At 61.7% G+C, this 13,850-nt stretch carries 15 protein-coding genes and 1 riboswitch; of the genes, 2 read left to right on the top strand and 13 right to left on the bottom strand.

Annotated elements, in window-relative coordinates:
• Window positions 1–135: 135 nt before the first annotated feature.
• The 10 genes from LOY68_RS08945 to cobO all read right to left on the bottom strand — a co-directional run bounded on the left by LOY68_RS08945 (window position 136) and on the right by cobO (window position 9,174).
• Window positions 136–870 carry an adenosylcobinamide-GDP ribazoletransferase gene (locus LOY68_RS08945; protein WP_265044182.1) on the bottom strand — a complete coding sequence of 245 codons (735 nt, stop codon included), beginning with the start codon at window positions 868–870 and terminating at the stop codon, window positions 136–138.
• A gap of 2 nt (window positions 871–872) precedes the next feature.
• Window positions 873–1,448: an alpha-ribazole phosphatase family protein gene (gene cobC, locus LOY68_RS08940; protein ID WP_265044181.1), complete on the bottom strand. Its 576-nt coding sequence runs from the start codon at window positions 1,446–1,448 to the stop codon at window positions 873–875.
• Entirely contained in the window at window positions 1,445–2,500 is a 1,056-nt protein-coding gene (gene cobT, locus LOY68_RS08935) for a nicotinate-nucleotide--dimethylbenzimidazole phosphoribosyltransferase (RefSeq protein ID WP_265044180.1), read from the bottom strand. The genes cobC and cobT overlap by 4 nt, the downstream gene beginning before the upstream one ends.
• Window positions 2,497–3,018 (bottom strand): bifunctional adenosylcobinamide kinase/adenosylcobinamide-phosphate guanylyltransferase, encoded by a 522-nt coding sequence (gene cobU, locus LOY68_RS08930; protein ID WP_265044178.1) that lies wholly within the window; start codon window positions 3,016–3,018, stop codon window positions 2,497–2,499. The genes cobT and cobU overlap by 4 nt, the downstream gene beginning before the upstream one ends.
• A 148-nt stretch (window positions 3,019–3,166) precedes the next feature.
• Window positions 3,167–4,618, bottom strand: coding sequence for a cobyric acid synthase (locus tag LOY68_RS08925; RefSeq protein ID WP_265044176.1), 1,452 nt, complete (start codon window positions 4,616–4,618; stop codon window positions 3,167–3,169).
• Window positions 4,615–5,607 (bottom strand): threonine-phosphate decarboxylase CobD, encoded by a 993-nt coding sequence (gene cobD, locus LOY68_RS08920; RefSeq protein ID WP_265044175.1) that lies wholly within the window; start codon window positions 5,605–5,607, stop codon window positions 4,615–4,617. The genes LOY68_RS08925 and cobD overlap by 4 nt, the downstream gene beginning before the upstream one ends.
• The gene (cbiB, locus tag LOY68_RS08915) at window positions 5,600–6,508 is read right to left on the bottom strand and encodes an adenosylcobinamide-phosphate synthase CbiB (RefSeq protein WP_054615713.1); all 909 of its coding nucleotides are present in this window, start codon (window positions 6,506–6,508) and stop codon (window positions 5,600–5,602) included. The genes cobD and cbiB overlap by 8 nt, the downstream gene beginning before the upstream one ends.
• Entirely contained in the window at window positions 6,505–7,155 is a 651-nt protein-coding gene (gene bluB / locus LOY68_RS08910; protein WP_163909123.1) for a 5,6-dimethylbenzimidazole synthase, read from the bottom strand. Before bluB ends, cbiB begins: the two co-directional genes overlap by 4 nt.
• Entirely contained in the window at window positions 7,152–8,552 is a 1,401-nt protein-coding gene (locus LOY68_RS08905; protein WP_265044172.1) for a cobyrinate a,c-diamide synthase, read from the bottom strand. Before LOY68_RS08905 ends, bluB begins: the two co-directional genes overlap by 4 nt.
• A gap of 10 nt (window positions 8,553–8,562) precedes the next feature.
• Window positions 8,563–9,174: a cob(I)yrinic acid a,c-diamide adenosyltransferase gene (gene cobO / locus LOY68_RS08900; protein ID WP_265044171.1), complete on the bottom strand. Its 612-nt coding sequence runs from the start codon at window positions 9,172–9,174 to the stop codon at window positions 8,563–8,565.
• A gap of 80 nt (window positions 9,175–9,254) precedes the next feature.
• A riboswitch (cobalamin riboswitch) is annotated at window positions 9,255–9,486 on the bottom strand.
• A 154-nt stretch (window positions 9,487–9,640) separates the two neighbouring features.
• Between cobO and LOY68_RS08895 the strand changes: the two genes are divergently transcribed.
• Both LOY68_RS08895 and LOY68_RS08890 read left to right on the top strand, forming a co-directional pair.
• On the top strand, window positions 9,641–10,225 hold the full coding sequence (locus LOY68_RS08895) for a hypothetical protein (RefSeq protein WP_054049502.1): 585 nt from the start codon (window positions 9,641–9,643) through the stop codon (window positions 10,223–10,225).
• Between the two features lie 66 nt (window positions 10,226–10,291).
• Window positions 10,292–11,605 (top strand): PQQ-dependent sugar dehydrogenase, encoded by a 1,314-nt coding sequence (locus LOY68_RS08890; RefSeq protein ID WP_054049500.1) that lies wholly within the window; start codon window positions 10,292–10,294, stop codon window positions 11,603–11,605.
• 127 nt (window positions 11,606–11,732) lie between these two features.
• On the opposite strand, the gene LOY68_RS08885 is transcribed toward LOY68_RS08890, so the two are convergent.
• From LOY68_RS08885 to LOY68_RS08875, 3 genes are all read right to left on the bottom strand, one after another.
• Window positions 11,733–12,386 (bottom strand): O-methyltransferase, encoded by a 654-nt coding sequence (locus LOY68_RS08885; RefSeq protein WP_265044168.1) that lies wholly within the window; start codon window positions 12,384–12,386, stop codon window positions 11,733–11,735.
• Window positions 12,387–12,407: 21 nt separating this feature from the next.
• Entirely contained in the window at window positions 12,408–12,950 is a 543-nt protein-coding gene (locus tag LOY68_RS08880) for a C40 family peptidase (protein ID WP_054049496.1), read from the bottom strand.
• 165 nt (window positions 12,951–13,115) lie between these two features.
• Window positions 13,116–13,754: a C40 family peptidase gene (locus LOY68_RS08875; RefSeq protein WP_054049494.1), complete on the bottom strand. Its 639-nt coding sequence runs from the start codon at window positions 13,752–13,754 to the stop codon at window positions 13,116–13,118.
• Between the last annotated feature and the right edge of the window lie 96 nt (window positions 13,755–13,850).

Here is a 13,850-nt window from a genome sequence, read left to right as displayed (position 1 = left end):
AAATGAAAGCAAGGTTCAAAAATTGTTTAAGCCGGCAGGACGCCTTCGCGAGCAGGCTCGCTCCCACAGGTGGCCGCATTACCATGTGGGAGCGAGCCTGCTCGCGAAAGGGCCAGCACATCCAACCAATATCCATCAGAGCAGCGCCAGTCCTACGAGCACCGCCATCTCCAGCAACTCCAGCAACGCCCCCGCCGTATCGCCCGTGGTCCCGCCCAACCGCCGCACCATCACCTGGCGCAACCAGACAAACCCCACCGCCGCCAGCACGAGCGCAACCAGACCTTTGAAAACACCCGCGATCAACACACAGGCCAGTGCACTAAGCACCAGCACCTGCCACCCCATCTTGCGCGGCAGATGATCGGCTAACGCCTGCCCCAACCCACCGGCCCGCACATACGGCGTGGTCAGGAACAATCCCAACAACGTCGCACGCCCGATCAACGGCACGATGATCAAGACAACGCCGTGCCCCTGCTCGATCAACGCGAGCAACGCGGCGAATTTCAGCAGCAACACCAACACCAGCGTGACCACCGCAATCGGTCCGCTGCGCGGGTCTTTCATGATGGTCAGTGTGCGTTCACGGTCGCCAAACCCGCCTAGCCAGGCGTCGGCGCTGTCGGCGAGCCCGTCCAGATGCAGCGCGCCGCTGAGCAGCACCCAAACCGTCAGCAGCAGCGCGGCGTGCAGCAACAATGGCGCGCCCGATAACAATCCGTTCAACGTCCACAACAGACCGCCGAACAGCAGCCCCACCAGCGGATAAAACAGCAGCGAACGCCCAAGTTCCTGAGGCGCCGGCATGCCCGGCAGACGAATCGGCAGACTGCTCAAGAATTGCAGGGCGATCCAGAACGGCAACATGATCAGAATGCTTCCCGTAACAACGGGCCGGCGCCGACCGACAGTGAATGTAACGACGCATGGGCGACTTCAACGTTGAGCAACTGCTCACGGGGCAAGCCACGGGCCTGGGCCAGCAGCAACTTCATGACCCCGCCGTGGGTGATCAGCAGCACCCGCTCGCCCGCATAAGTCCCGTGCAGCCGCTCGATCGCCGCCAGCACACGCGCGGAAAAATCTGCCACCGGCTCACCCTCGGGCGGCGTGAACGAATACGGATCGGTCCAGAACAATCCCAACGCCTCGGAACTGGTTTCCATCAACGCCGCCGTGCTCTGCCCTTCCCAGGCGCCGAAATGCAGTTCTTGCAGGTCTTTTTCCAGTTGCACCGGCAAACCGAGCTGCCCACCGAGTTCTTCGGCAAACCGCGCGCAACGCTGCAACGGCGAGCTGACCAGGCGATCCCACGACCCCTGCCCAATCACCGCCGCACGCAATTGCGCCCAGCCCTTCTCAGTCAGGGCATCGTCGAGACTGCCGCGCAAGCCGCCGCCGAGTTCGGTTTCGCCGTGACGCAGCAAATCCAGACGCAAGGTCATGCCGGACGATCCGCCACCGCAGCTTCAGCGAAGGTCGCCATCTGCCCATGAAGATCGCAAGCCAGGCGCAACAACGGCACCGCCAACGCCGCACCGCTACCCTCGCCCAGGCGCAGGCCGAGATCGAGCAAAGGCTCGGCGTTCAAGGTTTCCAGCACATGACGATGACCCGGCTCGGCGCCGCGATGGCCGAACAGCAACCACTGACGGCACTCGGGATTCAAACGCACCGCGACCAACGCGGCGACGCTGCAAATAAAGCCGTCCACCAGCACCGCAACGCCTTCCTGGGCGCAGGCCAGATACGCACCGACCAACGCCGCGATTTCAAAACCGCCGAGGTTGAACAGGGTTTGCAACGCATCGCCAAGCTGGGCGCTGTGCAGCGCGAGCGCACGCTCGATCACTTGCGCTTTATGGCTGACACCCGCCGCGTTCAAACCCGTGCCCGGCCCGGTCAGATGCACCACCGGGCAATCCAGCAAAGCGCAGGCCAAAGCGCTGGCCGCCGTGGTGTTGCCGATGCCCATTTCGCCACCGATGAACAACTGCGCACCCGCCGCGACGGCGCGCAGCACGCTGTCGCGACCGGCCTGTAGCGCCAGTTCACCTTGGGCCGCCGTCATCGCCGGGCCGTTCACAAAGTTCGCGGTGCCCGGGCCGACATTCAGGTGACGCACGCCGGGCAGGTTCAGCGACGGCGTGACGGTGCCGAGATCGACCACTTCCAGTTGAGCGCCCAACTGCCGCGCCAACACGCTGATCGCCGCGCCGCCGGTGACGAAGTTGTGCAACATCTGCCCGGTGACTTCCTGGGGAAACGCCGATACGCCTTCAGCGACCACGCCATGATCACCCGCGAAGATCGCGATCCAGAGTTGATCGAGACTCGGTTTGACCTGCCCCTGCAACCCGGCCAATTGCACCGCTACCGATTCCAGCCGGCCGAGGGAACCGGCGGGTTTGGTCAGTTGCTGCTGCCGGGCTTCAGCCTGTTCGACGACGGCCGCATCGATCGGTTTGCACGGGTTCAGCCACCAGGTTTGAGTCATAACGCAGTACCTTTCAGAGTCAGGGGCAGGCCGGCGACGGTCAGGACGACACGCTGACAGCGCTCAGCCAGGGCTTGATGCAGCCAACCGGCTTCATCGACATAGCGGCGAGTCAATTCGCCCAGCGGCACGACACCCATTCCGGTCTCGTTGCTGACAAAAATGATTTCACCCGGCAGCGAAGCCAGGCAGTCCAGCAAGGCATCGCGCTCGGCGATCAGGCGCTCGGGGTTGTCGAGCATCAGCAGATTGGTCAGCCACAGGGTCAGGCAATCCACCAGCAGGCAACGCTCGGGGCCGGCGTTTTCGCGCAGGACGCGGGCCAGTTCCAGCGGTTCTTCGATCAACGCCCATTCGGCGGGACGACGGGCGCGGTGATGGGCGACCCGTTCATTCATCTCGCCGTCCAGGGGTTGGCTGGTGGCGATGTAGGTGACCTGGAGTTGACTGTCGGAGGCGAGTTTTTCCGCCAGGCGACTTTTGCCGGAGCGGGCGCCGCCGAGGATGAGTTGGAGCATGGTTTATTCCTTAACGTGTGCGGTGGGGTGACGGGCCTCTTCGCGGGCAAGCCTCGCTCCTACAGGTAACGCGGTGTTCGCAAATGGGTGGCACGACGCTCACCCTGTAGGAGCGAGGCTTGCCCGCGAAGGCGTCCTCAAACCCACCTCAAAACCCACAAAGCTCACGCAGCAGCGCGGTGTCCAAATGCTTCTCCACCAAATCCGCCAACCGCTCGATATCCCGCTCGCGCAAGGCGTGGTAATCCACCGTCTGCACGTTCTGCAAACCCGCCCAGCGCAACAACGCACTGCTCGCCGCAGGTGATTCAAACAGCCCATGCAGATAAGTGCCGAAAATCTGCCCATCGAGGCTTTGCGCGCCATCGCAGCGACCATCGTCCAACTGCACCGCCGCGTTTTCCAGCGCCGGCCCAGTGGTTACGCCAGCATGGATTTCATAGCCACTGACCTCGGCGTTTTCCAACGCCAGTCGCCCACGCACATTGCGCAATTGCTTCTCTTCTTCGAGCAACGTTTCGAACGCCAGCAAACCCAATCCGGCGCTGGAACCCGGCGCGCCTTCGAGGCCCAGTGGGTCATGAACCTGTTCGCCAAGCATTTGCAGCCCACCGCAGATCCCCAGCACTTTGCCGCCGTAGCGCAGGTGACGGGAGATCGCCGTGTCCCAGCCATTCGCCCGCAGGTACGCGAGATCGTGGCGCACGCTTTTCGAGCCGGGAAGAATAATCAGGTCGGCAGACGGAATCGCTTGGCCGGGGCCGATGAATTGCAGGTCGACTTGCGGGTGCAGGCGCAGCGGATCGAAATCGGTGTGGTTGCTGATGCGCGGCAGCACCGGCACCACGACTTTGAGCACTTGATCGGCCTTGTCGGTCTGGCGCTGATCGATGCCGTCCTCGGCTTCCAGGTGCAGGTCCATCACATACGGCAGGACGCCGATCACCGGTTTGCCGGTGCGCTCTTCCAGCCAGTCGAGGCCCGGTTGCAGCAAGGCGATGTCACCGCGAAAACGGTTGATGATGAAGCCTTTGACGCGCGCTTGTTCGCTGGGCGACAGCAGCTCCAGCGTGCCGACCAGATGCGCAAAAACCCCGCCGCGATTGATGTCGGCGATCAGCACCACCGGGCAATCCACCGCTTCGGCAAACCCCATGTTGGCGATGTCGCCAGCACGTAGATTGATCTCCGCCGGCGAGCCCGCGCCTTCGACCATCACCACCGGATACGCTGCGCTCAGCCGTTCGTGAGAGGCGAGCACCGCTTGCATGGCGATCGCTTTGTAGTCGTGATACGCGACCGCGTTCATGGTGGTGACGGCGCGACCATGAATGATCACTTGGGCGCCGGTGTCGCTATTGGGCTTGAGCAGCACCGGGTTCATGTCGGTGTGCGGCTCCAGATTCGCAGCCTGGGCCTGCACCGCTTGGGCGCGACCGATCTCGCCACCGTCGGCGGTCACGGCACTGTTCAACGCCATGTTCTGCGGTTTGAACGGCACGACGCGCACGCCATGGCGCGTGACCCAGCGACACAACGCCGTCACCAAGGTGCTTTTACCGGCGTCGGACGTGGTGCCCTGCACCATCAACGTAGTCATTGGATTTCCTTGGCGAAGGCTTGCAGGGCTTGTTCGAGGCGGGCCTCTTCGGCGGCATCGGCAGGCAAGCCGAAACGCAGGCTGCTGTTGTGGGTGAACAGCCGCAGCAGGATGCCGCGCCGGGCCATGAACTCATGCAGTTCTTCGGCGCGCTCGGTGATCAGCCATTGAAACAAGGCGCAACCGCCCTGGGGTTTGAGATCATAACGTTCCAGCAGTGCGGCCAAACGCTGGCTGGCCTCCTCACTGCGCAACCGTTGCCGGGCATGGCCTGCGGTGTCCTGCAAACAGGCCTGGCCGAGTACGCGGGTCGGACCGCTGACCGCCCAAGGCCCGACTTGCTCGGCGAGCAATTTGAGCAACTTGCGCTCGGCCAGGACGAAGCCCAAACGCACGCCGGCAAGACCGAAAAATTTGCCGAACGAGCGCAACACGATCAACCCGACCTGATTGGCAAACGGTGCCACGCTCAGTTGTGGCGTGTTGTCCATGAACGCTTCATCGACCACCAGCCAGCCACCGCGTTGGGCCAGTCGCGAGTGCCAATCGAGCAGGCGACTCGGACTCAGGCTCAGGCCCGTGGGATTGTTCGGGTTGACCACCACCAACACGTCGAGGCTGTCGAGAAAGAAGTCGACTTCTTGCTCCAGCACTTCGCGCACGATATAGCCGTTACGCCGCCAGGCTTCGGCATGTTCGGCATAACACGGCGAGAGCACGCCGACCTTACCGGAGCGGCGCAAACGCGGCAGCAACTGGATCGCCATCTGCGAACCGGCCACCGGCAGCACTTGAGCTGCGCCGTAATAATCGCAAGCAGCCTGCTCCAGACCGTCGTCGGTTTCCGGCAAACGTGCCCAGGCTCGCAGCGGAATCTCCGGGATCGGAAACGGCCAGGGTGCGAGTCCGCTGGACAGGTCGAGCCAATCGGCTTCGGCGATGCCGTAACTGAGCGCCGCCTTACGCAGCCGGCCACCGTGCTCAAGCATAGAATTCAGCTCCCACGCAGAGAATCAGCAGCCATAACCATACGCCGCGCTGGACCAATTGCCAGCCACGGTCGATGGAGTCGGCATCCGCCGCCGGGCCTTCGCCGAGTTGCGGACGCTGATGCAATTCACCGTGATAGATCGCCGCCCCGCCCAACTCGACGCCTAGCGCGCCAGCACCGGCCGCCATCACCGGCCCGGCGTTCGGGCTGTCCCAGGTCGGGCCTTGAGTGCGCCAGCATTTCAACGCGAGTCGGGTTTTGCCCAGCAGCGCGTAGGTCAACGCCACCAGGCGTGCAGGAATGTAGTTGAGGACGTCGTCGATTTTCGCCGCCGCCCAGCCGAACCGTTCAAAGCGTTCGTTGCGATAACCCCACATGGCGTCGAGGGTGTTGCTCAGTCGATAGAGGACCACGCCCGGCGCACCGGCCACGGCAAACCAGAACAGTGCAGCGAATACCGCGTCGCTGCCGTTTTCCAGCACCGATTCGGTGGCGGCGCGGGCGACTTCGGTTTTATCCAGTTCGCTGGTCTGGCGGCTGACCAGATAACCCACGCGTTTGCGCGCCTCATCCAGATCATCGCTGCGCAGGGCCTTGGCCACCGGCTCGACATGTTCGCCAAGGCTGCGCATGCCGAGGGCGCAGTACAGCGCGAGGATCTCGACCAGCCAACCGACATAAGGCGCCCAGGAAAGCGCCGTGGCCAGCAAGGTCAGCGGAATTACCGCGATCACCCACGCGGTGACGCCATGACTGCGCCAGCCACGGCCACCGGAGTTGAAGCGTTGCTCGATGCGATCGGCAAAACCACCGAACGCCACCAGCGGATGCCAGCGTTTGGGTTCACCCAGCAGCGCATCCAGCGCAACCGCGGCGACACTCAACAACGCCACACTCATTGACTCACTCCCCAAAAATTTTCATACAACATTTCACTGAGTGGACGCGCCTGCGCCCAGCCTTCGAGTACCAGCATCGGCGCCGGATAGAATTCCTTGACCGGGCCGAGGCAAAGGATTGCCAACGGTTTGGCGCCGACGGGCAAACCCAGCAGGTCCGCCAGGGCTTGCGGCTCGAACAGCGAGACCCAGCCCATCCCCAAGCCTTCGGCACGGGCGGCCAGCCACAGGTTCTGGATTGCGCAGGACAGCGACGCCATGTCCATTTCAGGCAAGGTGCGACGACCGAAGATGTGGCGTTCGCGATCATCCATCAGCGCGGCGACCAGCACTTCGGCGCAGTCGTTGATGCCTTCGACCTTGAGCTTCATGAACTCGTCGGTGCGCTCGCCGAGGGCTTCGGCGGTGCGGATGCGTTCTTCTTCCACCAGTTGCTGGATCTGGTCGCGCAGGGCTTTATCGCTGATGCGGATGAAGCGCCAGGGTTGCATCAAGCCGACGCTTGGAGCCTGGTGTGCGGCTTCTAGCAGGCGACGCAGCAATTCGGGCTCGACGGTGCCGCCGCTGAAATGGCGCATGTCGCGGCGTTCGGCGATGGCTCTATATACCGCTTCGCGTTCGGCCGGGCTGAATGCGTTGTCGGTCATGGCCTCTTCGCGAGCAAGCCCGCTCCCACATTAGATGGAGTGCTATCTGAAGAAACTCGGTCGACTGTGGGAGCGAGCCTGCTCGCGAAGGCGGCCTCAAGATCAGGCGCAAACAGCGCGGCAATCGCCGACGGATTCGACGGAAAATAAAAGTGCACATAAGAGGCCGTCATCCGCCCCTCACGATAAACCGCCTCCGCCCCGCGCCCGCCGTTAGGGCTCAGGCCCCGGGCAATCGGCTCCAGCTCAGTGCTGGTCAACGAATGGTGATAGGTGTGCCCGCGCAACAGGCCTTCCGGCAACTCGACTGCTTGCAACGCCAACGCTGCCAGACGCTTTTGCATCACCGCATCACCGGCCAGTAAACCGACCAATTCAGCGCGAGTGCCTTCGACATCGGTCAACGAATCGAGCAGGTACAGCATGCCGCCACATTCGGCCAGCAACGGTTTACCTGCGGCGTGATGCGCGCGAATCGCGGTCAGCATCGTGGTGTTTTGCGAAAGCGCCACATGGTGCAGTTCGGGGTAACCGCCCGGCAGATAGAGGCTGTCGGCTTCCGGTAATTCGGTATCGCGAATCGGCGAGAAGAATGACAACTCGGCGCCCATGGCCCGTAGCAAATCGAGGCTGGCGCCGTAGGTGAAGGCGAACGCTTCGTCACGTGCCACGGCGATTCGCACGCCCGCCAATAATGGCTCGGCTTCAAGCACATCCGGGGCGGCGAATTCCACGGCCGGTGGCAGCGCTACCTCGCAGCTGCTGGCCAACGCATCGGCTGCGGCGTCGAGGCGCAGGTCGAGGTCGTTCAACTCGCTGGCCTGGACCAGACCGAGATGCCGGCTCGGCAATTCGATCCCGGTTTCCCGGGACAACGCGCCGTACCAGCGCAAACCTTCGGTCAGGCTGCCTTCGAGCAATTGCGCGTGACGCAGGGTGCCGACGCGGTTGGCCAGGACGCCGGCAAACGGCAAGTCCGGCTGATACTTCGCCAACCCCAATGCCAACGCGCCAAAGGTCTGGGCCATCGCGGTGCCGTCGATCACACCGAGCACCGGCACACCGAAGTGCCGCGCCAGGTCGGCGCTGGACGGCGTGCCGTCGAACAGGCCCATGACGCCTTCAATCAGAATCAGATCCGCTTCACCGGCGGCTTCCCACAACAGCCGACGGCTTTCCTGCTCGCCGACCATCCACATGTCCAATTGATAAACCGGCGCACCGCTGGCGCGCTCGAGAATCATCGGGTCGAGGAAGTCCGGTCCGCATTTGAACACGCGCACCTTGCGCCCCTGATTGCGATGCAACCGGGCCAACGCGGCGGTGACGGTGGTCTTGCCCTGACCGGAGGCCGGCGCGGCAATCAGTACCGCCGGACAATGACGTATGCTTTTCATAAAATAGTATTCACAGCTCGACGCCTTTTTGCGCTTTGATCCCGGCCTGGAACGCATGCTTGATCACGTTCATTTCGGTGACGGTGTCGGCCAGCTCGATCATTTCCAGCTTGGCGCCGCGACCGGTGACGACCACGTGCTGCATCGGCGGACGCGCTTGCAAGTCGCTGAGCACTTGATCGAGATCGAGGTAGCCGTGCTTGAGGGCGATGTTCAGTTCATCCAGCACCACCAGGCCAATCGACGGATCGCGCAGCAGTTCGCGGGACACGGCCCACGCCGCTTCGGCGGCAGCGATATCACGCTGACGGTCCTGGGTTTCCCAAGTGAAGCCCTCGCCCATCACATGAAAGCGCACTTGCTCCGGGAAGAGGCGGAAGAACAACTCCTCGCCAGTGCTGTTGCGGCCCTTGATGAACTGCACCACACCGCATTGCATGCCATGGCCCATGGAGCGGGCGAGCATGCCGAAGGCCGAGCTGCTTTTGCCTTTGCCATTGCCGGTCAGCACCAGCAGCAGGCCGCATTCGTTCGGCGAATTGGCGATGCGCTCGTCAATCACGGCTTTTTTGCGCAGCATGCGCGCCAGGTGGCGTTCGTCACGATCGGGGGTATCAGTCATGGGGGAGCTCTCCGTTGAGGCTGGATAACGGCGGGCAGGCACAAGAATAGACGGCAAAAAGCCTGGCATCGCCCACCGTGATGCCGCTGGATGGATCAGGCCGGTCTCCGGGCTCATGAGCGGCGTTACGCCAGACTGCGCGCCTTCCCATGTCAGTCGACACAGTGGCTCAAGACGCAGCTTTCACTCATTTACCGTTGCGGGGGCAGCGCCGGGATCGTGGTTGTTCATCAATGAACAACGTCACTCACCGGCTTCCCTGTTTCACTCTGTCGACCACGGCCACAGAGCACCTGAAACAAGCCGCGAAGGTTAGAGGGTTGGGGGTGGAGCGTCAATTAAAGCCGGGACGCCGCCGGGCGAATTTCTGCCGCCGATCAATTATCCGACGTCATTCTTGTGCCACACTCTGAGCAGTGATATCAAAGAGCCACAATCTCACAACACAATAATAAGGGTGAGCCACATGCAAGGCATGATCATCAGCAATCCGAAGCTGGAATTCCTGCGCCCGCTGCTGGAACGCTGGTTTGACTGTATCGACCGCTATAACGCTGTGCGCGGCGATAATGATGCGCCGTACTGGTTCGACGAAAAAGCCAATCTCAGCCTGCTCTCGGCCGCGGCCTGGATGGCGGAAATGGTCACGCTGCAACAGACGCCGACCCGCAAACAGACCGAAGAAGGCGAACGCAATGCTCGCGCCGATCTGTTGATCGCCGCCAGCGAACAACGCGCTTACCTTCAGGCCACCCAGCGCTGGCCCAAGGTCAACAGCCTGAACCTGACACAAGCCCTGGTCGATATCACCGGCGACGCCAAGCGGATCAGCTACGCCAGTGACCTGAAACTCGGCTGCCTGTTCGTGGCTCCGCAAAAAGCCCAGCAAAGCGCCACCCCCGAAGAACTCCAGGACATGGTCGACGACTTGCAGAAGGAACACACCTGCGCCGTGGCCTGGTATTTCCCCTACGCCTACCGCAAGTTGCGCAACGAATCCGGGCAGTATCACCCAGGCATCGCGGTGCTGTTCAAAGAGGCCCGTGGCTGATCGGTTGAACCATCGCGGCTGTTTACTTCTCTAGATTAGATCAGTGCATTCATAGGGAAGATCAGCATGCGCAAACCCCAGCTCGTTCTCGTTATCGCGCTCGCCGGAGGGCTTGTTGCCTGCGGCGAGACCTCCAGCCTGCAAGTCACGGACGGCACCGGCCCATCGCCCAAGCTGCCAGAACCGAACAAAACCCTGATCCCGACGGTGAATATCGCCCCGGCAATCGGCTGGCCGGCTGGCGCCAAACCGACCCCGGCGGCGGGAACCCAGGTGGCGGCATTTGCTGAAAACCTCGATCACCCGCGCTGGCTCTACGTGTTGCCTAACGGTGATGTGCTGGTGGCGGAAACCAATGCCCCGCCCAAGCCCGATGACTCCACCGGGATCCGCGGCTGGGTGATGAAGAAAGTCATGGGCCGCGCCGGTGCCGGTGTTCCAAGCCCGAACCGGATTACGCTACTGCGGGACAAGGACCACGACGGTGTGGCCGAAACGCGCACGGTGTTCCTGGAAAATCTCAGCTCGCCCTTCGGCATGGCGCTGGTCGGCAACGATCTGTACGTGGCCGACTCCGACAAGTTGATCCGTTTTCCGTACAAGGACGGCGAAACCTCCATCACCGCGCCAGCCACCAAAGTTGTCGATCTACCGGGCGGCACGCTGAATCACCACTGGACCAAAAACGTCATCGCCAGCAAGGACGGCAGCAAGTTGTACGTGACGGTAGGCTCCAACAGCAACGTCGGTGAAAACGGCCTGGATAAAGAAGAAGGTCGCGCGGCGATCTGGGAAGTGGACCGCGCCACCGGCAATCACCGGATCTTCGCCTCAGGCTTGCGCAACCCCAACGGCATGGGCTGGGAACCGAGCAGCGGCGCGCTGTGGACCTCGGTCAACGAGCGGGATGAGATCGGCAGCGACCTGGTGCCGGACTACATCACCTCAGTCAAAGACGGCGCGTTCTACGGCTGGCCGTTCAGCTATTACGGGCAGCACGTCGATGTGCGCGTCGAGCCGCAAAATCCGGAAATGGTCGCCAAGGCCATCGCCCCGGATTACGCCGTCGGCCCGCACACCGCTTCGCTGGGCTTCACCTTTGCCGAAGGCAGTAAATTGCCGGCACCGTTCACCAACGGCGCCTTCGTTGGCCAGCACGGTTCATGGAACCGCAAACCGCACAGCGGCTATAAAGTGATTTTCGTGCCGTTCACCGCAGGCAAGCCAACCGGGCAACCGGTGGATGTACTGACCGGGTTCCTGGATAAAGATGAAAACGCCCTGGGTCGGCCAGTGGGTGTAGTGATCGATCAGCAGGGAGGCTTGCTGGTGGCGGATGATGTGGGGAACAAGGTTTGGCGGGTTTCTGCGGCTAAATAAAACTCTTCCTGCCAACACCAAACCCAATGTGGGAGCGGGCTTGCTCGCGAAGAGGGTGTGTCATTCAACAATAATGTCGACTGATACACCGCTTTCGCGAGCAAGCCCGCTCCCACATTTATAAGCGTCAGCGTTTACGGCAAAGCGTTAATCCATCGCCAATCGGCAACAACGACAAATCCACCCGCCCATCATCCTTCAATGCTCGATTGAGCTTCTGAATCGCCCGCGTGTCGACGCTCTCGGGATTGCTCTCCAGCACCCGCCCGCTCCACAACGTGTTGTCGAATATCGCCAGACCACCCACCCGCAGCAAACGCAGGGCGTGCTCCAGATAACGGGGGTAGTTAGCCTTGTCGGCATCGATGAAGATCAGATCAAACACGCCCGGTTGTTCCAGCTGAGCCAGAGTTTCCAGCGCTGGCGCCAGACGCAAATCGATGCGTGCAGTAAGCCCCGCCTCCTCCCAATAACGCCGCGCAATGGCGTTGTAGTCACCGGGAATATCGCAACAGATCAACGAACCGTCCTCCGGCAACGCCGCCGCCATGCACAAGGCGCTGTAACCGGTGAAGGTGCCGATTTCCAACAGACGTTTGGCGCCGGTGAGCTTGACCAGCAAGGCGAGGAACTGCCCTTGTTCCGGCGCCACTTGCCAGCGCGCCATGGGCAGCGTCTGGGTTTCATCGCGCAGACGCTTGAGCAGCGACGTTTCCCTGAGGGAAACGTCGAGCAGGTATTGATACAGGGAATCGTCGAGATTGAGCGTGCGATTGGTCATCACAACCTCTGCGTAAAAATCCTACGGATTACGCGCCAAATGCTCTGGTTGCAAGACGCGTTTGGCGCTCAGGTAGGCTTTCTGCCAATAGGCTTTGGACAGACTGTCGAGCTTCACCGTGCCGCCGGTGGCAGGCGCGTGAACAAAGCGGCCTTCGCCGACGTAGATGCCGGCGTGGCTGACCTGGGAGCCGCCATTGGTGGCGAAGAAAATCAGGTCACCGGTTTGCAGGCCTTCCTTGCCGACATTGGCCGCTTGCATGCTGATCATTTCGCGGGTGGTGCGCGGCAGGGAAATGCCGGTAACGTCACGGTAGACGTAACCGATCAGGCCACTGCAATCGAATCCGGAATCTGGCGTATTACCGCCCCAGCGATAGGGCGTGCCCACCAGGCCGAGGGCGCGAAACAACACGTCTTCCGCTTCAGGGGAGAATGCTTGGGCGGGGCCAAAAATAATCGGCGCTCGAACCACTGGCGCGGGCTGCGGCGGTGGCGTGCGGCTGGCGCAAGCGCTGAGCAGCGCTGCAAAGAGCATCAGGGTGAGGCGGGCCGACATCGTCATAAGCAGAGCATCCTGATCTGGCTGCGGCTTTTTTCTGCCGGGAAGACAGAAAAGAAAACCGCCTGCGCAGAGCACAGGCGGTTTGCCATCAATAATAGACAGGATTCTAGCGCTTATGTGCCAAACTTCAAGTAAGACTTTAAGTTCGCCTTACATAAAGTGTGCTTACTTGCGAGCGGTGACTACAGTCGGGGCCATCGCGAGTGCGCGCTTGGCTTCGATGAAGGTCTTGCTCCAGTAGCTGTCGCCCAGGCTATCGACTCGCACGCCACCGCTTTTGCGGCTGCTGGAGTGGATGAACTGGTCATCACCAAGGTAAATCCCGGCGTGACTGACACGACCGCGACGACCATTGGTGGCGAAGAACAGCAGATCACCGGGCTTGAGATTGTTGCGCGAAACCAGCGGGGCGTCCACGTTGATCATTTCGCGAGTGGAGCGCGGCAGGTTCATGCCGGCCTCTTCGCGGAACAGGTAGCCGATGAAGCCGCTGCAGTCGAAACCGGCTTCAGAGGTACCGCCGAAACGGTAACGGGTACCGATCAGGGACATGCCACGTTCGAGGATGCTGTCAGCAAGGACCGGAAGCTGGTAAGACTTGCCGTCGGCGAAGCTGGCCAGTTCTTTTTCGGTGGCCGTTTCTTCCTGGAAAAGAGTGTCCTGATACAGGACGGAAGATTGGGCGGTAACAGAGTTTTTAACCTGCTGTTGTTGCTCTTGCTGAGTCACTGGGGAGTGAGCAGCGCAACCGAACAACAGGGTGACGAGTGCGAGAGGCACGAGGGGTGCGAAGCGATTTAGCATGGGCACGACCGTGGCTGATAGTTGTAAAGAAGCCGAGACTATGCCCGCTATCAACCTCATTTGCAAATTCAATCGAACTTAATGTGACTTCCCGGT

The sequence above is a fragment of the Pseudomonas sp. B21-053 genome, assembly GCF_026016365.1.
Taxonomy (GTDB): domain Bacteria; phylum Pseudomonadota; class Gammaproteobacteria; order Pseudomonadales; family Pseudomonadaceae; genus Aquipseudomonas; species Aquipseudomonas nunensis.
This window is presented reverse-complemented; position numbering and strand designations above follow the sequence as displayed.

Bases quoted from the DNA above. Each gene is read 5' to 3' on its own strand.
- LOY68_RS08945 (WP_265044182.1), bottom strand. From the start codon at position 870: ATGTTGCCGTTCTGGATCGCCCTGCAATTCTTGAGCAGTCTGCCGATT.
- cobC (WP_265044181.1), bottom strand. From the start codon at position 1,448: ATGACCTTGCGTCTGGATTTGCTGCGTCACGGCGAAACCGAACTCGGC.
- cobT (WP_265044180.1), bottom strand. From the start codon at position 2,500: ATGACTCAAACCTGGTGGCTGAACCCGTGCAAACCGATCGATGCGGCC.
- cobU (WP_265044178.1), bottom strand. From the start codon at position 3,018: ATGCTCCAACTCATCCTCGGCGGCGCCCGCTCCGGCAAAAGTCGCCTG.
- LOY68_RS08925 (WP_265044176.1), bottom strand. From the start codon at position 4,618: ATGACTACGTTGATGGTGCAGGGCACCACGTCCGACGCCGGTAAAAGC.
- cobD (WP_265044175.1), bottom strand. From the start codon at position 5,607: ATGCTTGAGCACGGTGGCCGGCTGCGTAAGGCGGCGCTCAGTTACGGC.
- cbiB (WP_054615713.1), bottom strand. From the start codon at position 6,508: ATGAGTGTGGCGTTGTTGAGTGTCGCCGCGGTTGCGCTGGATGCGCTG.
- bluB (WP_163909123.1), bottom strand. From the start codon at position 7,155: ATGACCGACAACGCATTCAGCCCGGCCGAACGCGAAGCGGTATATAGA.
- LOY68_RS08905 (WP_265044172.1), bottom strand. From the start codon at position 8,552: ATGAAAAGCATACGTCATTGTCCGGCGGTACTGATTGCCGCGCCGGCC.
- cobO (WP_265044171.1), bottom strand. From the start codon at position 9,174: ATGACTGATACCCCCGATCGTGACGAACGCCACCTGGCGCGCATGCTG.
- LOY68_RS08895 (WP_054049502.1), top strand. From the start codon at position 9,641: ATGCAAGGCATGATCATCAGCAATCCGAAGCTGGAATTCCTGCGCCCG.
- LOY68_RS08890 (WP_054049500.1), top strand. From the start codon at position 10,292: ATGCGCAAACCCCAGCTCGTTCTCGTTATCGCGCTCGCCGGAGGGCTT.
- LOY68_RS08885 (WP_265044168.1), bottom strand. From the start codon at position 12,386: ATGACCAATCGCACGCTCAATCTCGACGATTCCCTGTATCAATACCTG.
- LOY68_RS08880 (WP_054049496.1), bottom strand. From the start codon at position 12,950: ATGACGATGTCGGCCCGCCTCACCCTGATGCTCTTTGCAGCGCTGCTC.
- LOY68_RS08875 (WP_054049494.1), bottom strand. From the start codon at position 13,754: ATGCTAAATCGCTTCGCACCCCTCGTGCCTCTCGCACTCGTCACCCTG.